General features: G+C 71.5%; 20 protein-coding genes and 1 tRNA gene. 13 read left to right on the top strand and 8 right to left on the bottom strand.

What is annotated here, in order from left to right; translation table 11 throughout:
• Positions 1-80: 80 nt before the first annotated feature.
• From O7546_RS02045 to O7546_RS02035, 3 genes are all read left to right on the top strand, one after another.
• On the top strand, positions 81-797 hold the full coding sequence (locus O7546_RS02045) for a VOC family protein (protein ID WP_281600403.1): 717 nt from the start codon (positions 81-83) through the stop codon (positions 795-797).
• 99 nt (positions 798-896) lie between these two features.
• A complete protein-coding gene (locus O7546_RS02040) occupies positions 897-1088 on the top strand; it encodes a general stress protein CsbD (protein ID WP_194798685.1) in 192 nt (63 codons plus the stop codon).
• A 63-nt stretch (positions 1089-1151) separates the two neighbouring features.
• Positions 1152-1616 carry a hypothetical protein gene (locus tag O7546_RS02035; protein ID WP_269696092.1) on the top strand — a complete coding sequence of 155 codons (465 nt, stop codon included), beginning with the start codon at positions 1152-1154 and terminating at the stop codon, positions 1614-1616.
• A gap of 6 nt (positions 1617-1622) precedes the next feature.
• Here the strand turns inward: O7546_RS02035 and O7546_RS02030 are convergent, their stop codons facing one another.
• The 3 genes from O7546_RS02030 to O7546_RS02020 all read right to left on the bottom strand — a co-directional run bounded on the left by O7546_RS02030 (position 1623) and on the right by O7546_RS02020 (position 5832).
• On the bottom strand, positions 1623-2486 hold the full coding sequence (locus O7546_RS02030; protein ID WP_281600402.1) for an alpha/beta hydrolase: 864 nt from the start codon (positions 2484-2486) through the stop codon (positions 1623-1625).
• A 110-nt stretch (positions 2487-2596) separates the two neighbouring features.
• Positions 2597-4699 carry a cellulase family glycosylhydrolase gene (locus tag O7546_RS02025; protein WP_281600401.1) on the bottom strand — a complete coding sequence of 701 codons (2103 nt, stop codon included), beginning with the start codon at positions 4697-4699 and terminating at the stop codon, positions 2597-2599.
• Between the two features lie 122 nt (positions 4700-4821).
• On the bottom strand, positions 4822-5832 hold the full coding sequence (locus O7546_RS02020) for a saccharopine dehydrogenase NADP-binding domain-containing protein (RefSeq protein ID WP_281600400.1): 1011 nt from the start codon (positions 5830-5832) through the stop codon (positions 4822-4824).
• Positions 5833-5927: 95 nt separating this feature from the next.
• Here O7546_RS02020 and O7546_RS02015 point away from each other — a divergent pair, with 95 nt between their 5' ends.
• From O7546_RS02015 to rox, 3 genes are all read left to right on the top strand, one after another.
• Positions 5928-6866 carry a helix-turn-helix domain-containing protein gene (locus O7546_RS02015; protein ID WP_281600399.1) on the top strand — a complete coding sequence of 313 codons (939 nt, stop codon included), beginning with the start codon at positions 5928-5930 and terminating at the stop codon, positions 6864-6866.
• A 39-nt stretch (positions 6867-6905) separates the two neighbouring features.
• Complete coding sequence (locus O7546_RS02010; RefSeq protein WP_269696090.1) at positions 6906-7172, top strand: hypothetical protein; 267 nt, start codon at positions 6906-6908, stop codon at positions 7170-7172.
• Positions 7173-7285: 113 nt separating this feature from the next.
• Positions 7286-8713 carry a rifampin monooxygenase gene (rox, locus tag O7546_RS02005; protein WP_194798692.1) on the top strand — a complete coding sequence of 476 codons (1428 nt, stop codon included), beginning with the start codon at positions 7286-7288 and terminating at the stop codon, positions 8711-8713.
• 25 nt (positions 8714-8738) lie between these two features.
• Here rox and O7546_RS02000 read toward each other — a convergent pair whose 3' ends face one another.
• On the bottom strand, positions 8739-9488 hold the full coding sequence (locus O7546_RS02000) for a hypothetical protein (RefSeq protein WP_269696089.1): 750 nt from the start codon (positions 9486-9488) through the stop codon (positions 8739-8741).
• A 137-nt stretch (positions 9489-9625) separates the two neighbouring features.
• Between O7546_RS02000 and O7546_RS01995 the strand changes: the two genes are divergently transcribed.
• The 7 genes from O7546_RS01995 to O7546_RS01965 all read left to right on the top strand — a co-directional run bounded on the left by O7546_RS01995 (position 9626) and on the right by O7546_RS01965 (position 13754).
• A complete protein-coding gene (locus O7546_RS01995) occupies positions 9626-10252 on the top strand; it encodes a DUF1963 domain-containing protein (RefSeq protein WP_269696088.1) in 627 nt (208 codons plus the stop codon).
• A gap of 27 nt (positions 10253-10279) precedes the next feature.
• Entirely contained in the window at positions 10280-10627 is a 348-nt protein-coding gene (locus O7546_RS01990) for a metalloregulator ArsR/SmtB family transcription factor (protein WP_013473924.1), read from the top strand.
• Entirely contained in the window at positions 10624-11103 is a 480-nt protein-coding gene (locus O7546_RS01985) for an SRPBCC family protein (RefSeq protein ID WP_194798695.1), read from the top strand. The genes O7546_RS01990 and O7546_RS01985 overlap by 4 nt, the downstream gene beginning before the upstream one ends.
• A gap of 108 nt (positions 11104-11211) precedes the next feature.
• Positions 11212-11994: a methyltransferase domain-containing protein gene (locus O7546_RS01980; protein WP_194798696.1), complete on the top strand. Its 783-nt coding sequence runs from the start codon at positions 11212-11214 to the stop codon at positions 11992-11994.
• 26 nt (positions 11995-12020) lie between these two features.
• Positions 12021-12257 carry a hypothetical protein gene (locus tag O7546_RS01975; protein WP_194798978.1) on the top strand — a complete coding sequence of 79 codons (237 nt, stop codon included), beginning with the start codon at positions 12021-12023 and terminating at the stop codon, positions 12255-12257.
• A 44-nt stretch (positions 12258-12301) separates the two neighbouring features.
• Positions 12302-12949 carry a DUF6461 domain-containing protein gene (locus O7546_RS01970; RefSeq protein WP_269696086.1) on the top strand — a complete coding sequence of 216 codons (648 nt, stop codon included), beginning with the start codon at positions 12302-12304 and terminating at the stop codon, positions 12947-12949.
• A gap of 109 nt (positions 12950-13058) precedes the next feature.
• Positions 13059-13754: a proteasome protein gene (locus O7546_RS01965; protein ID WP_194798698.1), complete on the top strand. Its 696-nt coding sequence runs from the start codon at positions 13059-13061 to the stop codon at positions 13752-13754.
• Between the two features lie 134 nt (positions 13755-13888).
• Here the strand turns inward: O7546_RS01965 and O7546_RS01960 are convergent, their stop codons facing one another.
• The 4 genes from O7546_RS01960 to O7546_RS01945 form a co-directional block, all read right to left on the bottom strand.
• Positions 13889-14476, bottom strand: a complete 588-nt coding sequence (locus O7546_RS01960) for a nucleoside monophosphate kinase (RefSeq protein ID WP_281600398.1) — start codon at positions 14474-14476, stop codon at positions 13889-13891.
• A gap of 119 nt (positions 14477-14595) precedes the next feature.
• Positions 14596-14669, bottom strand: a tRNA-Ala gene (locus O7546_RS01955).
• Positions 14670-14849: 180 nt separating this feature from the next.
• Entirely contained in the window at positions 14850-15632 is a 783-nt protein-coding gene (locus tag O7546_RS01950) for a hypothetical protein (RefSeq protein WP_194798700.1), read from the bottom strand.
• Between the two features lie 169 nt (positions 15633-15801).
• Entirely contained in the window at positions 15802-16443 is a 642-nt protein-coding gene (locus O7546_RS01945; RefSeq protein ID WP_194798701.1) for a GNAT family protein, read from the bottom strand.
• Positions 16444-16493: the final 50 nt, after the last annotated feature.

Genomic DNA, 16493 nt, shown 5'->3' with positions numbered 1-16493 from the left:
CGTGTCCGTTCGGGTGACGCCGGCAGCCGATCAGCCATTTCCATGTGCGCGTGCCGGCCCCCGGTCGCCAGGCTCGGGGCATGGCTAACGAGACGACGATCCCGCTGCTGCCGTGCCGGTCCCTGGACGACGTGGCGCCCTTCTACCAGGCCCTCGGCTTCGAGGTCACGTACCGGCAGGAGCGCCCCAACCCGTACGTGACGCTGCGGCGGGAGGATCTGCACCTGCACTTCTTCGGGATGCCGCAGTTCGATCCCGCCGACTCGTACGGCTCCTGCCTGGTCGTGGTGGACGACCTGGTCGACATCCATCGCGCCTTCGCCGACGGCATGCGGTCCACGTACGGCAAGGTGCTCGTCTCCGGCGTACCCCGGATGACCCGGCCCCGGCCCCGCCGCAACCAGGAGGGCCATTTCGGGTTCAGCATCGTCGACCCCGGCGGCAACTGGATCCGGTTCGTCGGGCGGGCCACCCCGCCGGAGACCGACAACAGGGGTGGGCTGGCCCGTACGCTGCGCAACGCGGTGGTGCAGGCCGACTCGCGCGGCAATCCGACGCAGGCCGCGCGGATCCTCGACGGCGCGCTCGCCCGCCCGGAGGCCGCCGACAACCCGGCCGTCCACGTGGAGGCACTGGTCTACCGGGCGGAGCTGGCGCTGCAACTCGACGAGCCGGAGTCCGCGCGGGAGCTGGTGCGGCAGGCGCGCTCGATCCCGCTGGACGACGGTTCACGCGACGCGCTGGCCGACACGATGCGGCACGCCGAGGATCTGCTCACCGCCCTGCCGCCCGCGTGACCGCACGACCGTCCGGTGGCGGCGGTTTGCCGTAGCGGTCAGCGGGGACGCGACGCGGCAGGCGGCGAGCGCCGCCACGCGACGATCCGGGGAGGCGGCATGAGCGTCGAGCGCGCGAGGAACGACCTGGAGGACCTGGCCGGTCCGGCCCGGGCCCGTCTCGGTGACCTGAACCAGGACGAACACGCCGAAGCGGACCGGGTACGCGAACAGGACGAGATCCGGGGCAAGCGCCCCGGCGAGCACATCCAGGCGGACGCCCGCGACGCCGACGACGACTTCTCCACCTGACCCGGTGTCACCAGAGATCCTGCGTGGAGAAGCAGTGTCGGGGGTGGTTCCTATCCTGGGGCGATGCCTCTCACCGACGCCACCGGGTCCTGGACGGGCACCAACGGGTTCCGGCTGATGCCCGCCGATCCGCTCGCCGAGTCGCCGGCCGTGCTCACCGTCGCCACCGCGGCCGGCGGGCACCTGACCACCGTGTCGTACTCGTGGAGCCACCCCGACGACGGCCCGCAGGACGGCCTGCTGGTGATCGCCGCCGGTGACCGGCCGGGCTCGCTCGTCGCCTGGTGGGGCGACTCGTGGCACCAGCAGCCGGCACCGATGACGCTCAGCGGCGCGACGGGCGGAGCGGCGGTGGTCGAGCTGACCGCCGGGTACGGCGGCGGCTGGGAGTGGCGGATCGTCCTCGACACCGCCGACCCGGCCCTCCTGCGGCTGAGGATGGAGAACGTCGTTCCCGTGGACCAGGCCGGGCCCGGCACACCGGCCGGGCCCTACCCCGCGATGCTCACCGAGGTGCGCCGGGCCTGAACCCGATCAGGCGTCGAGGATCTCCCGCAGCCGGCGCGCGAACGCCTCCGGCTGCCCGGCGTAGCCCATCCCCTCGCCGAGGAACCCGCCGTGGTGGCTGGGGAAGACCGCGGCCTTCCCGCCGAGCAGCTCGGCCGTGGCCACCGACGTGCGTCCGGTGAGGGTGTCCGCCGATTCCTCGCCCACCGCGACGACGACCCGGGTACGCGCCGCGCGCAGCGCGTCCACGTCCGGCCGGAAACGGGTGACCGCCGCCGCACGGTCGGAGAGCAGCGGGTCGTCCCGGCTGCCGTCGTCCTCGGTCGGCATGCCGAACGCGGCCGGGTCGGGCAGCGGCTGGGCGAAGTACTCGTCGGTGAACTCGCCCCGCCACGACGTCATGGCCACGAACGCCGCCATGCCCGCGCCCCAACCGCTCTTCCGGTACGCCTCCTGGCAGGCGGCCGTGGCTCGGCGTGCGGCCTCGGCGTCGGGCAGCACCTGGATCAGCGGTGGCTCGTGCGCCACGAGCGTGGCCAGCGCGTCCGGGTACGCGGCCACCAGGGCGAGCGCCGTGACCGCGCCGCCGCTGCTGGCGAACATGTCCACCGGTCCCGCGCCGAGGGCCTCGATGATGTCGCGTACGTCCCGGGCCTGGACCTCGGGCACGTCGTCGCCGCAGCCGTCCTTGCGGACGCTGCGCCCGAGCCCGCGCGGGTCGTACGTGACGACGGTGCGGTCCGGGAAGTACGACGCGAGCGTGGTGAAGCCGTCGGCGCACATGGGCTGGCCGATCATGAACAGGGGACGGTGCCCGGCCTCGGCCGCCGTGGGGGCGTGGACGTCGTAGACCAGGTCGACCTCTGGAGTCTGGAGAGTGAGCGTCTTCATGCCTGTGTCGACCGGCGCCGGCTCCGGAAGTAATCGGTCCGGCGGAAACCGGTGCCGGGCGCGGCCCGCGGCGATGTCGACGCCCACCGCCGCGAGCCGTGCCGTCGCGGTCAGCTCACCGTGCCGGTGACGGTGCTGCCGGACTTCGTCACGTAGTAGGTCAGCTTCGTGCCGCTCCAGAAGTGGAACGTCAGCGTGACCCGCTGGCCGTCGTTCACCTCGGCGAAGAACTCCGGCTTCAGCGCGATCGTGTTGCCGGTGTAGTTCGGCGCGAACGTCACGTCGAACTCCTTGTACGAGGTCCAGTTGTGCGGTCCGGCGTTGCTGCCGTCGGCGTACTTCGCCTCCATCGTGGCGAGTTGGTCGCCGCGGAACTGCGCCGGCAGTGTGAACGCGGCGGTGGTGCCGGTGGCGTTCGACAGCACCGGCGGGTCGTACGTGATGATGCTGATCCGCCACGGCACACCGGCGGAGAAGCGAGCCGTCAGGTTGGCGTTCACCCCGTACGCGCGGGAGCCGACCAGCCGGGTGAGCGCCGACGCGGTGAGCGTCAGGGTGCTGCCGGAGACCGTGTAGTCGGTGCCGTTGACCAGGTCGGTGGTGCCCTGCCGCAACCCCTGGAACGTGGTGCCGTTCAGGTTGAGCGTCAGGCTCTTGGCGGTGATCGAGCCGGTACGCGGCACGTACACCTGGTCGCTGGACGCGGTGCCGGAGCGGGTGGTCCAGCTCGACTTGATCTGCGCGAACAGCTCCGGGTCCTTCCAGACGAAGGACGTCCGGTCGAAGTGCTGGCCGTTGTCCCAGAGCTGGGTGGTCAGTTTGCGGCTGCGCGCGTAGTGGCCGAGGAACTCGAAGAACTTCAGCTTCTCGCCCTGCTCGATGGTGCCGGTGTGCCGGTCGAAGCCGAGCAGCCCGTACTCACCGATGATCACCGGGATGTTGCGGGTGACGAAGGCGTTGTAGACGCGGTCGAACTGGTCGGTCAGGTCCTGCTGGACCGTGGCGTCGAACCGGGTGCCCCCGGCGACGTTCACGCTGAACGGCCAGTACCCGTAGAAGTGCACGGTGGCGATCAGGTTCGGGTCGTTCAGCGTGTTGAACGTGCTGACCAGCTCGTCCACCCGGGCCTGCTCGGCGGAGGTGTGCAGGGTCGGCAGGACCAGCAGCCGGGTGGCGTTGTTCCCGCCGGACTGGCGGACGATGCGGTGGAACGAGGTGTTCAGCTCGTTGAGCAGCGTGGCGTTCTGCGCGTCGCCGGAGCTGCCGGTGAACTGCGGCTCGTTGACGCTCTCGAAGGTCAGCTTCGGCGAGGAGTCCTTGAAAGCGGCGGCGATCTGCGTCCAGAGCGCGTTGTAGCGGTTCAGCACGCCTGTGCGGTCGGTGGGCATCGTGTTGATCCACTGCCACGAGTCGTGGTGGATGTTGAGCACCACGTAGAAGCCGTCGGCGAGCGCCCAGCCGACCACCTCGCGTACCCGGCTGAGCCAGGCCGCGTCGATCGTGTAGTTCGGCGCGGCGCCGTGGTGGTTGCTCCAGGTCACCGGGATGCGGATGCTGTTGAAGCCCTGCGCCCGGACGTTGTCGAGCAGCGCCTCGGTGACACGCGGGTTGCCCCACGCGGTCTCGTCCGCGCCGACCGCGTCGAAGGAGTTGCCGAGGTTCCAGCCGGGCTGCATGGCGGCGACGGCGGCCATGGCGTTGCCGGCCGGCGGCGGAGTCGTGGGCGGCGGAGTCGTGGGCGGCGGCGTGGTCACCGGGGGCGTGGTGGCCGGCGCGGTGGTCCCGACGACACCGCCGGTGCAGGCGACCCCGTTCAGCGAGAACGCGGTGGGCGCCGTGTTGGTGCCGGTCCAGGAGCCGTTGAAGCCGAACGAGACGCTGCCGTTCGTGGCGATGGCGCCGTTGTAGCCGACGTTCGTGGCGGTGACGTCGGCGCCGGAGGAGGTGACGTCGGCGCTCCACGCCTGGGTGACGCGCTGGCCGGACGGGAACGTCCAGCGCAGGGTCCAGCCGTCTATCGGATCACCGAGGTTCGTCACGCCGACGTTCGCGGTGAAACCGCCGGGCCACTGGCTGGCGGTCGTGTAGGTGACGCGGCAGCCGGCCGCCGCCTGGGCGTTCGTCGCCATCACGGCGGTGCCGGTCACGAGGGTGGCGGCGGCCGCGGCGACCAGGCCGACCCGCAATCGGGCGGTACGGGGAGAGCGGAACATGGTGGTTCCTTCGTGGTGGGTGGGGCGCGTGGACGGGGAAGGCGGGGCGCGCACCCGCCCAGCGCGAGAGTAAGTTTGGAATCCAAACATTGTCAATCGGCAGACGTGGATACGGAAGCACGTCAGGCAGTCGGCAGACTCTCGACGGTGAGGTGCGCCGACAGCGCGCGCAGGAAGTCCGGCGCGTCGAAGATCCGCCCGGCCGAGGCGACACCGGTCGCCCGCGTCCGCCCCGTCAGGATCCGGTGGACCGCCTCGACCGCCAGGGGCGCGCTGACCGCGTAGATGTCCTGCCCGTGGGCCACCACCCGCCGGCGGACGTCACCCGCCCGCACCACCACGTCGACGGTGAACGTCTGTGCCGACCGGCCGCGCTCGTCCACAGCGGCCGGAGCGTCCCCGGCGGCCAGGTCCCCCGCCGCGTTCACGGTCATGTAGGTGCACACCTCCGGGATGTCCAGGTGGCTCGGCACCGTCACCACGTCGGCCATGCTGAACTCCCCGAGCACCGGCCGCACCCCCAGCGGCGCCGGGAACTCCCAGTCCCGCCGGGGCAGGTCGCCGTCGGCGTACACCAGGCGCCCGCCGGTGAAGCGGATCCGCCGGCCGTCGCGGCGCTCGCGCGAGACGACGCCGGAGGCGACCGTCCCGGCCGTCGGGTGCCAGCTGCTCAGCCCGTACGCGACGTGCGCCTCGTCGGCCGCCGCCCAGTCCCCCGTCGCGGCGGTGACCAGCAGGTCCCCGAGCCCGCCGAAGAACGCCATCGCGGGCACCACAGCGACTCCGACGGCCTCGGCACGCTCGGCGTAGTCGGCGAACGTGTCCCGGTTCGCCTCGATCTCGGCCGCCACGTCGACGTAGGAGATCCCGGCCCGCAACGCGGCCTCGATCAGCGGCCCGGCGGTCGAGGCGAACGGCCCGGCGCAGTTGACCACCGCCGCTACCCCGACCAGCGCCCGGTCCAGCGTGGCCGGGTCGTCGACCGACGCCACCCGCTGCTCCGTCCCCGGAAACGCCGCCGCCAGCTTCCCGGCGTCACGCCCCACCGGCAGCGGCTCGTACCCCCGCTCCCGCAGCTCCGCCATCACGAACCGTCCGGTGTGCCCGTACGCCCCGAACACCGCCACCTGCATGACATTTCCCCCTCGAAGATCGACTGAAATGATCCTCGCCGGGATCCGAGAGCCGGGACAGTGGCGCAAACGCCAATGCCCGTACAGTTTCGGACATGACCCTGATCGCGCTCGCCGCCACCGACGGGATGCTGCACTTCGAACTGGCGGCGGCCTGCGAGATCTTCGTCCGCGACCCGACCGGCCTCGCCGACCCCTGGTACGACCTGGTGGTCTGCGGTCCCGGCCCGGTCGGCGTCGGCCGGTTCGCGGTCGCGCCCGACCACGGGCTGGACCACCTGGCCCGCGCCCACACGGTGATCGTCCCGGCGATCGAGGACACCGACGCCGAGCCGCCGTCCGACCTGGTCGACGCGGTCCGCGCCGCGCACGGGGCGGGCGCCCGGATGGTCTCGTTCTGCACCGGAGCGTTCGTGCTCGCCGCCGCCGGCATCCTCGACGGGCTCCGCGCCACCACCCACTGGGCGCACACCGACGCACTCGCCGCCCGCTACCCGCGCGTGCAGGTCGACCCGGACGTGCTCTACGTGGACAACGGCGACGTGCTCGCCTCCGCCGGCAAGGCCGCCGCGATCGACCTGTGCCTGCACCTGATCCGCCGCGACCACGGCTCGACTGTCGCCAACGCCGTCGCCCGCCGCCTGGTGGTGCCGCCGCACCGCGCGGGCGGCCAGGCCCAGTACGTCACCACACCCGTCCCGGCCCGCGAGGACCACCCGCTCGCTGCGCTGCTGCCGTGGGCGATGGCGCGGCTGGACCGCCCGCTCACAGTCGCCGACCTGGCCCGCCAAGCGGCCATGAGCACCCGCAACCTGGTCCGGCACTTCACCGCCGCGACCGGCGCCACGCCGTCGCAGTGGCTGGCCACGCAGCGCATCCGGCGGGCGCAGGAACTGCTGGAGAACACCGACGACAGCATCGACGCCGTCGCGGAGGCATCAGGCATGGGTACGGCGACGACATTGCGCCGCCACTTCCAGCGCACCGTCGGCGTACCGCCGGACACCTACCGCCGCACGTTCCGCCGCGGCTGACCGGGTTGCCGGCGCGTCGGCCCGGGTAGTCGATCCATCATGGATCGGATCCCGGGTTCGAAACAGCGTTTGTGGAACACCTATCCGGAGGCCACGACCGGGCAGTGGACGACCGCCGTCGTCGTGGCCCTGGCCCTCTCGGCGCCGGCCGGCCTGCTCTGCGTGTGGCTGGCCACGTCGCTGCTGAGCGGGACCCACTGGCTGCTGCAGACGCTCGCCTTCGCCGTCGTCGGTCTCGTCATCGGCGGTGGCGCCCTCGTCCTGCTGTCGAAGCTCGCCGGGCGCGGCGGGCGCCGGGCGGCCTGAACGAATCTGCCGTCTGCCTGCCCTTCGGGGCCCGGGCGTTCCGGCCCGAGGGCTATGGTCGGTTCGTGCCGCCCGAGGGGACGGTCGCCTGACACTCGGCACGGGGGATCGGTGTGTTCGACGTGATCGTGGTCGGCGGTGGGCCGACCGGCATGATGCTGGCGAGCGAGCTGCGCCTTCAGGGCGTCGGCGTGCTCGTGCTGGAGCGCGACGCCGAGCCGCCGCCGTACGTGCGCTCGCTCGGGCTGCACGTCCGCAGCATCGAGGTGATGGACCAGCGCGGGCTGCTGGAGCGGTTCCTGGAACACGGCGGCAAACACCCGATCCGGGGCTTCTTCGCCGGCATCGACAAACCCGCGCCCGCCGACCTGGACACCGCCCACCCGTACGTCCTCGGCATCCCGCAGACGCTCACCGACCGGCTGCTCGCCGACCACGCCGCCGAGGCCGGCGCCGAGATCCGGCGCGGCAGTGCGGTCACCGGGCTGGAGCAGGACGACGACGGCGTGACGGTCCACCTCGACGACGCGAGCGTGCCGCCGCTGCGGGCGCGGTTCGCCGTCGGCTGCGACGGCGGGCGCAGCACCGTCCGCAAGCTGCTCGGCGTCGGCTTCCCCGGCGAGCCGTCGACGATCGACACGCTGCTCGGCGAGATGGAGGTGACAGCGCCGCCGGACGAGATCACCGCGATCATGACCGAGGTACGCCGCACCGAGAAGCGGTTCGGGCTCGGACCGACCGGGAAGCCCGGCGTGTTCCGGGTGGTCGTACCGGCTGCCGACGTCACGTCGGTGCCGCCGACACTCGACGACTTCAAACGGCAACTTACCGCGTACGCGGGCACCGACTTCGGCGTGCACTCCCCCCGCTGGCTGTCCCGGTTCGGCGACGCGACCCGCCTGGCCGAGCACTACCGGGTCGGGCGGGTCTTCCTGGCCGGCGACGCCGCGCACGTCCACCCGCCGCTCGGCGGGCAGGGGCTCAACCTGGGCATCCAGGACGCGTTCAACCTGGGCTGGAAGCTGGCGGCGACGGTGAACGGCTGGGCGCCGGACGGCCTGCTCGACACCTACGAGACCGAGCGGCGCCCGGTCGCGGCTGACGTGCTGACGAACACCCGCGCGCAGATGCTGCTGACCACGAACGAGCCCGGACCGCAGGCCGTGCGGGAGGTGCTGACGCAGCTCATGGACTTCGACGAGGTCAACCGCTTCCTGATCGAGAAGGTCACCGCGATCGGCGTCCGGTACGACGTCGGCGAGGGGCACGCCCTGCTCGGGCGGCGGCTGCGCGACGTACCGCTGCCGCAGGGACGCCTGTACGAGCTGATGCGTACCGGCGGCGGGTTGTTGCTGGACGGGACCGGGAAGCTGTCGGTGGACGGCTGGGCCGACCGGGTCGGGCACGTCGCCGGCACCGGCGACGAGCTGGACGTGCCGGCGGCGTTGTTGCGGCCGGACGGCCACGTGGTCTGGGTGGGTGACGATCAGCCGACGCTGGAGGATGCGCTGACCAGATGGTTCGGTGGCACGACGAGGTGAGCTGCCGCCGGACGCCCGAGGGCGTTCAGGGTCCGGTCGTCTGGTAGCTGCGCAGCGCGGCTTCGGCGAGCCGGGTGAGGTGAGCGTCGCCGCCGGGCTCGTTACCCTGCTCGTGAACGACCACCAGGGTGGTGCCGATCCGGACGAGGCTGCTGTCCCATTCCAGGGTGATCGATCCGGAGGTCGTGCTGGAGTCGACGCGCATGCTCTCGTCGCCCAGTCGCGGCCCCGGTACCACCGCGAAACGGTAGCTGCCTCCGTCCTGGTTCGGTGACGCGACGGCAGGGCACCGGCCGATGAGCGTCCGCAGGTCCGCCATCGCCTCTCGGGCGCTGTCGTCGGCGTACGTCCTGAGCACTTCGCTCGCCACCCACGAGTAGTCGAGGCCCTCGGCAGAGCTGACTGTGGCGGCGGCCATCGCCGACGGAGTACCGGTCAGCCGGTTGGCCGACAACAGCGGAATCATGTCCGTACAGGGCATCTCGGGCCCGGGGCGCTGCCGGCCCGCGTCCGGAGCCATGACGGTCGCGATCTCCACAGTGAATCCTGGTGGCAGCGCGTCAGTGGTCACCAGCCGCGCCGACAGTGCCGCGGAGTAGCCGGCGCCGCCGGTCGCCGGAATCGCGGACGGCTTCCCGGTGGTGGGCGTGCCGTTCGCCCGGGCCGTGGAGGGGACGGCTCCGCCCGTCGAACGATCCGCTGGATCGGCAGTCGAGGGTCCGCACGCCGCCACCACGCAGACCACGCCCGCCGCGCCCAACCACCGCAGCACCATCCTGAGCACCGGGCAGACTCCATCCGTCGTATGGGAGGCGTCAGGCTACCAACGGACGTGACTCCAGTCGGCCGCCCGGCTGCGGGCCGACTTCCGGACGGGCCCGGGCGCATCCGCGCCCCCCTATGCTGCGCCGCGTGACGATTCTGATGATCTACAACGGCGACACGGCGCCAGACGCGCCCGGCACGCGTACCGGTGGTGTTCCGCTCGTGCCCGCGGGCTTCGACTGGCCATTGTGCGGCGAGTGCGACGGGCCGATGCACTTCCTGGCCCAGGTCCGGCTCGACGACATCGACGCGACCGACGCCGCGCTCTTGTCGATCTTCATGTGCCAGAACGATCCGGGCCTGTGCGACGAGTGGGATGCGACAGCCGGCGGCAATCGCGCGTTCGTCTTCCCTTCCGGGGCGCTGGCTCCGTCTGCCGTGCCCTCGGGTGACACCGTCCTGGCCGCCGAGACGTCCGCCGTCACGTACGTGCCGATGCAGGACTCCGACGGCTACGACGAGGCGCGCGAGCGGTGGCGCAGTGAGTCCGGCCGACCGCTGCGAGACGTCCTCGGGCAACTCGGCGGACTGCCGGCGTGGCTCCAGTTCGACCAGACGCCCGCCTGTCCCGCCTGCGCTCTGCCCATGTCGTTCGTCGTCCAACTCGAGGAAGGCCACGATCACCGCACCGGCTTCAACTTCGGTGGCGGTGGCTGCGGGTACGGATTCCGCTGCCGGCCGTGCTCGACGGCGGCGTTCCTGTGGCAACAGTGACCTGCTTTCCAGGCTTGACGAACGCCAATGGTAAGTCGTAGCTTACCGTTCGTGGGGACTTACCGAACCGAGGACGGGTGGGACGCCCTGGGCGACCCGACGCGGCGGGCGATCATCGCGTGTCTGGCGGAGCAGCCGCGGGCGGTCGGCGAACTGGCCGCGGTGCTGCCGGTCAGCCGGCCGGCGGTGTCGCAGCATCTGCGGGTGCTGAAGGACGCCGGCCTCGTGACGGACCGCACGGCGGGCACGAAGCGTGTCTACCGGCTCAATCCCGCCGGCGTGGCCGCCCTACGAGATCAGCTCGACACCTACTGGAGCCGCGCGTTGGACGGCTTCAAGGACGTCGCCGAGCGCCCTGACGAGGAGGAATCATGAGTGGAACGGATGCGGTGGTGCGGCGGCAGATCGTGGTCGACGCGCCGGTGGAGCGCGCCTTCGCGGTGTTCACGGAGCGGTTCGGCGACTTCAAGCCGAAGGAGCACAACCTGCTGTCGTCGCCGATCGCGGAGACGGTCTTCGAGGCGAAGGTCGGTGGACACATCTACGACCGCGCCGAGGACGGCAGTGAGTGCGCCTGGGCGCGGATCCTCGTCTTCGAACCGCCGGACCGGCTCGTCTTCAGCTGGGACATCAGCCCGGCATGGCAGCTCGAACAGGATCTGGAGAATGCCAGCGAGGTCGAGGTCCGGTTCGTCGCCGAGACACCGCAGCGCACCCGGGTCGAGTTGGAGCACCGCAACCTGGACCGGCACGGTCCGGGCTGGGAGTCGGTTCGTGACGGCGTCGGCCACGACGAGGGCTGGCCGCTGTACCTGAACCGCTACGCCGACCTGTTCACCGAGGCCGGATAGCGCCGAGCCCGGGCGGCACGGTGCACCAGGAGCACGGGCTGATCCACCTCACGATGCACCCCACGCCGTTGCCGCGACAGCCGACGGCGGCGCAATAGGCTCCGGATCGTGCACGGATTCACCGACGTCGACCGGCAGTCAGACCCGGACTCGTGGGTCGGCGTGCTCGACCGCCTCGCCGACGAGCCCTTCTACCAGGCGTATCAGCATCGGGTCCGCGAGCTGCTCCATCCGGCGCCCACCCGGCGCTACGTCGAGGTCGGTGCGGGCACCGGGGCGAGTGCGGTCCGCCTCCGAGACGAACACGACGCCGGCGTGGTGACGGTGGACCGCGCCGTGACCATGACTGCCGCCATGCAGGCGCGCGGCTTGACGCAATGCGCCGTCGCCGACGCCCACCGGCTGCCGTTTCTCGACGACTCCTTCGACGGCGCCTGGTCCGACCGCACGGTGCAACACCTCGCCGATCCCCACGCCGCGATCGGGGAACTCGTCAGGGTCGTCCGGCCGGGTGGCCGCATCGTCCTCGCGGACCCCGACTACGACACGCAGGTGCTCGACATCACCGACCAGGATCTGGCGCGACGTGTGCTGCGGTTCCGGGCCGACGTCCTCCTCCGCAACGGCACCCTGGCCCACCAGCACGCCGGCATTCTCGCCACGCTCGGTCTGGCCGACATCACCGTCGAGCCCCGCACACTGCTGGTTCGCGACCCGGCCGCCGCCGACAACGTTCTGGGCCTGCGCAGCTGGGCTGCCACAGCGGCTCAGCGCGGCGTACTCGAACCCGCCGAAGCTCGCGCGTTCGAAGACGGGTTCGACGAGGCCGTCGAGGCAGGCCGGTTCACGTACGCGGTCACGTTCTTCCTCACCGCGGCCACCGTCACCTGAGACGGAAGCACTGGCAGACTGCCGCCATGCCGTCCGAACTGCGGTCGTGGACCATCAAGCACTTCTCGCAGGCCAACCCAGTGGGCCCGGGCCAGGACAGCGTGCCGGCGTTACTACGCCGCATCGCCGACAGCATCGGACAGCGGCCGGGCATCGAGGTCCAGGACGTTCCACGAGCCGTCACGGTAACGCACCCGGTGGCAGCGCCGAAAGCTCGAGAGGGCACTGAAGCGCGCCTCGGGCTCAGGTCGGACCTGCTCTGATGGCGGTCACCAGGAGTGTCGGTGGCGCCTGCGAAGATCCGGACGTGAGCGCTACCGCGTCGGACTACGCCTGGTTGACTGACCGCTTCCCGGGCCTCCTGGAGGCCTACTGTTTGACGCTGGTCGAAGGACTGACGCCGGGCAAGCTGCTGGACAGACTCGGCGCGCGGCAGGAGTCCCGGGTGCGAGGTGCTGCCGAGCTGCTGGATCCCGCGTACGACGCGTGGGAGGACCACGACGGTGAACGGGCGTTCGTCGGCGTGACCGCTGTCGGTGACTGGGCACTCGCCGTCGAACCCAACGGCTACCTCGGCACCCTCGACGAGGTGATCGTCCCGCTCTCCCGAGGCACTCGGCTGGTGTCCCACTTCCGCAACGTCAACGCGGTCGATCACTTCTTCTGGCTCGACGACGGAGTCCTCCGGCTGCATTTCGAGCCGTTGTTTCCTGCCCACCGGGACGGCAGCGACCCCGACGGCCTGGTGGAGGTGATGCGGCAGGTCGGTTTCGACCTCAGCGAGGACGACGACGCCGACTACACGGTCCACACCGAGGCGGCGTTCGCCCTCGCTGAGCACCTCACCGGGGTCCGGCTGACTCCTGAGTTCCTGGAGTCGGCGACCTACGTGTGCGGCACTGCCCCAATACCTGGGAGAGCAGCTGCCGTCCGCGAGTCCCCACCTGCGGGCTGAGAGGGCCTCCCGTCCGGGGCAGTGAGCGGGCCGACACCTGACGGGGTGTAGGCAGGCGGGGCGTCGGGTACCTCGCGCCCAACCCCGCACCCCTGCCCAGGAGGACCATATGACCGTCGTACTCGCCGTTGTCTGCAAAGACGGGGTGGTGATCGGCGCCGACTCCCAGATCACCGAGAGCGACCGCGGTCTGAGCTTCCCCGCCCAGAAGCTGCACCCGCTGGGCGACTGCGCCGCCTGGGGCGGCAGCGGCGCACGGGGAGTGCTCAACGACCTGCGCCCCCTTCTCCAGGACTCGGCCACCGCCATCCTCGAGGCACCCGACATCGGCGACGAGTTGCAGGAACGCGTCCTGCCCGTCTTCAAGAAGCACTACGAGAACTACATCCCGGACGTACCCGGCGAGGGCAGCGGCGGCGGGGTGTCGGCGTACCTGCTCGCGGCCGGCTTCAGCCAGGGCGGACCGTGGATCGTAGAGATCAACCCCAACGGGCTCATCGGCCGCTACGAGGACGTGGGTTTCCACGCCATCGGCTCCGGCGCGCCCATGGCCCAGCAGGCCGGCGCGCTGCTGTCCCACTTCCGGATGACCACGCGCACCGTCGAGTACGGCGTGGTGGGCGTGGTACGGGTGCTGGAGGCCCTGGAGCGGACCTCGCCGTCGGTCGGCGGCCCGTTCAGCGTCGCGTGCATCCGCGAGGAGGGCGCCCACCATCTCGACGAGAAGGAGATCGCCAAGGCGCTGAAGGACGCCGAGCGCTGGCGCGACCTTGAGCAGAAGGCGCTCGACGGCCTGTTCGACTGACGGCGGGCGTGTCGGGCGGCCGGGTCCGTAACGCCGGCGGAGCAACGGCCGCGCGTGCCCAGGTGGTGGCGCGTGCGGCCCGTCCAGGGTTGCCCTGACAACGTGCGGACGTCGCCTGGCCTACCTGCTCGATCTCACGGGCCGCATTGGCCTTGGGAGGCGATGGGGATCATTCTGGCTGCTACGTCTTCGAAATCGCCGAAGCCGCTGACGGTCCGCAGCAGGCCACGCGCCCGGTAGTAGGCGCGCAACGGCTCGATCTGTGCTTGGTGGTTCTCCTGCGCGTTCGCGTACGTGCGCAGGAGTTGCCGGCGTCGCACAGCGACCTGGGGATCGAGTTCCATCCGTCGTTCCACCCGGCGCTGGATCGCGAGGTGGAGTTGGTCGTCGGTCAGGACGAGTTCGATCACTGTGTCGGGTACATGGCCGCCCCGCGTCAGCAACTCGGCCTGACGGATCTTGCGAGGGAAGCCGTACAGCACCCAGCCACCGTCGACGTCCGCTAGCGCGCCGGCGACGGCTCTGACCATCAGCTCATCGGTGACGAGCTGTCCGGCCCGCATATGACCGTTCGCCTCTTCGCCCAACGGAGTCTTCTGCTGCACGTGCCGGCGGAAGACATTGCCTGCGCTGACGACCTGCAGGCCGAGGGCGTCTGCCAGAGCCGACGCAGCGGAGGCCAGGTCGACGAGCGGTCCGGCGATGAGGGCCACGTTGGGCATCTGTGCTCCCGAGGTGTACGCCGAAGTGCCAAGCTGGCAGTACGACGTGGTTCCGGCGGGCCGGGCCGTACGAGATCGAAAAGGCCGCTTCCACCACGGGAAACGGCCTTTGAACTGGGTGGAGCTGAGGGGATTTGAACCCCTGACCCCCTCGATGCGAACGAGGTGCGCTACCGGTCTGCGCCACAGCCCCTCCGCCGGCGAACCAGCGTCGGTCCCACCCGGCTTTCACCGGGCGGGCCGACGACAAGGCTAACAGGTCGCGCCCCCACGACGCGAACCGCCCCGCCGCCCCGTAGATCTTGGAAGGAAAAGGCCCTCGGAAGGGCCCAAACCTTCCAAGATCGCCACCAGCGAAGCGCCGGCACGGCGGTCAGGCACCTCGGCCGGACTGGTAGGGGCGTCCGCGCAGGCCGCCCGCCCGCCGATAGGACACCGAGCCGCCGCTCGCCGCCGGTGGCAGGTCCGCGGGACGGTCCAGCCCCATCGCCGTACGCCGGACCGCCTCGCGCTGGGCGGCCAGCCGGCGCTGCGCCTCCCGCCGGGCCGCCGCGCGCCGGGCCTGCTCGCGGCGTACCTCGGCCTGGCGGGCGGCCAGCCAGGCCGCCTCGCGGGCGTCCGCACGCCGCCGTCGGCGCTCGGCCAGGGCACGCTGCCGCAGGTGTACGACGTACGCGACGAGCAGCGTGCCGGTGACCGAGACGCTGATCCAGAACCCGGGTCCGACGAGCACCACGCCGCCCAGCTCGACCAGGTTGAGCAGCAGCAGCGCGGCCAGCACCCGGCGCCGGCGGTAGATCGCCGGGGTGTGCCGTCGGCGGGGCGGGTGCCGTCGGCGGGACTGGGCCGGCACCGCGGAGACGGGCCGGAGCCGCCCGGAGCGCCGGCGCAGCGGTGGCGCGGAGACCGGACGGGCAAGACCACCCGTGTCGGAGTCTTCACTGAGGGTCACGACGAGGGAGCGCGGCGGGTGCAGCGGTCGTCGCCCGGGCACGGTGCGCCGTCGACGCCGGCGCTGGAGCACCCGGGCCGTCGACTGCGCCCGCTCCGCCACCAGCCGCTCGGTGGCGTCGTACCGGCGGACCAGCGCCGGAGCGAGGGCGAGCAGACCGGCGGCGGCGAGGACGGCGAGGAGCACCGACGTGGGCACCCTCACCCCTCCCGTCACCAAAGTTCGAGGCGAGCGCCGCACCGCCGCAACTTCTTCCGTCGACCGTCGTTTACGGCGCACTTCGTGCGGGCGGGCAGCGCTTGCCACAGCTTGCAGTTACTTGAGGTTACGGGCCGCCGACCCGGTTCACAGTGCGCCGCGCCGGGCGTGTGCCTCAGCGGCGGTTGTCACGTACGCGGTGCCACCGCGCCAGCAAGCCGCCCTCGGCTACTACTTCCTCGCCCGTCATCGCATATCCGATGTGGTCTCGCCACGCGCCGTCGATGTGCATGTAGCGCACGTGATAGGCCTCCTCGCGGAAGCCGAGTTTCTCCACCACCCGCCGCGACGGCGTGTTCTCCGGCCGGATGTTCACCTCGATCCGGTGCAGCCCGCCCGGCCCGAACGCGTGGTCCACGGCGAGCGCCACAGCGGTCGGGATCACGCCACGACCGGCCACCCGGAAGTCCACCCAGTAGCCCACGTACCCGGAGCAGAACGCCCGCCGCACGATGCTGCCCACGTTCACGTGGCCGACCAGCCGCTCCTGCCCGTCCTCGCGCAGGCAGACGGCGAACGGCATGCCCTCACCGGTACGCGCGGACTTGCGCTGGTCGGCGTGCACCAGGCGGAACGCTGCGGGCGAGTTCGTCTCGTACCAGCCGCCGGGCACATGGGACTCCCACGGCGCCAGCCACTCCCGGTTCGCCCGCCGGATCTCCGACCAGGCGGTGGCGTCCGAACGCCGGTACGGCCGCAGCACCACCGGACCGTCCACCAGCACCGCCGGCCACCCCGGCGCCCGCCGGAACCTCACCGAGCCGGCCCTTCGCTCGCGACTGCGGGGCTCGCAAGCTCACTCCTCGC

The organism is Micromonospora sp. WMMA1976 (genome assembly GCF_027497335.1).
Taxonomy (GTDB): Bacteria; Actinomycetota; Actinomycetes; order Mycobacteriales; family Micromonosporaceae; genus Micromonospora; species Micromonospora aurantiaca.
This window is presented reverse-complemented; position numbering and strand designations above follow the sequence as displayed.

What these genes read in the sequence shown, in the direction of transcription:
- O7546_RS02015 (WP_281600399.1), top strand. Translation starts at nt 5,928, where the DNA reads ATGACCCTGATCGCGCTCGCCGCCACCGACGGGATGCTGCACTTCGAA.
- O7546_RS02000 (WP_269696089.1), bottom strand. Translation starts at nt 9,488, where the DNA reads ATGGTGCTGCGGTGGTTGGGCGCGGCGGGCGTGGTCTGCGTGGTGGCG.
- O7546_RS02040 (WP_194798685.1), top strand. Translation starts at nt 897, where the DNA reads ATGAGCGTCGAGCGCGCGAGGAACGACCTGGAGGACCTGGCCGGTCCG.
- O7546_RS02045 (WP_281600403.1), top strand. Translation starts at nt 81, where the DNA reads ATGGCTAACGAGACGACGATCCCGCTGCTGCCGTGCCGGTCCCTGGAC.
- O7546_RS01960 (WP_281600398.1), bottom strand. Translation starts at nt 14,476, where the DNA reads ATGCCCAACGTGGCCCTCATCGCCGGACCGCTCGTCGACCTGGCCTCC.
- O7546_RS02035 (WP_269696092.1), top strand. Translation starts at nt 1,152, where the DNA reads ATGCCTCTCACCGACGCCACCGGGTCCTGGACGGGCACCAACGGGTTC.
- O7546_RS02030 (WP_281600402.1), bottom strand. Translation starts at nt 2,486, where the DNA reads ATGAAGACGCTCACTCTCCAGACTCCAGAGGTCGACCTGGTCTACGAC.
- O7546_RS01975 (WP_194798978.1), top strand. Translation starts at nt 12,021, where the DNA reads ATGCCGTCCGAACTGCGGTCGTGGACCATCAAGCACTTCTCGCAGGCC.
- O7546_RS02010 (WP_269696090.1), top strand. Translation starts at nt 6,906, where the DNA reads ATGGATCGGATCCCGGGTTCGAAACAGCGTTTGTGGAACACCTATCCG.
- O7546_RS02020 (WP_281600400.1), bottom strand. Translation starts at nt 5,832, where the DNA reads ATGCAGGTGGCGGTGTTCGGGGCGTACGGGCACACCGGACGGTTCGTG.
- O7546_RS01990 (WP_013473924.1), top strand. Translation starts at nt 10,280, where the DNA reads ATGGTAAGTCGTAGCTTACCGTTCGTGGGGACTTACCGAACCGAGGAC.
- O7546_RS02025 (WP_281600401.1), bottom strand. Translation starts at nt 4,699, where the DNA reads ATGTTCCGCTCTCCCCGTACCGCCCGATTGCGGGTCGGCCTGGTCGCC.
- O7546_RS01965 (WP_194798698.1), top strand. Translation starts at nt 13,059, where the DNA reads ATGACCGTCGTACTCGCCGTTGTCTGCAAAGACGGGGTGGTGATCGGC.
- O7546_RS01985 (WP_194798695.1), top strand. Translation starts at nt 10,624, where the DNA reads ATGAGTGGAACGGATGCGGTGGTGCGGCGGCAGATCGTGGTCGACGCG.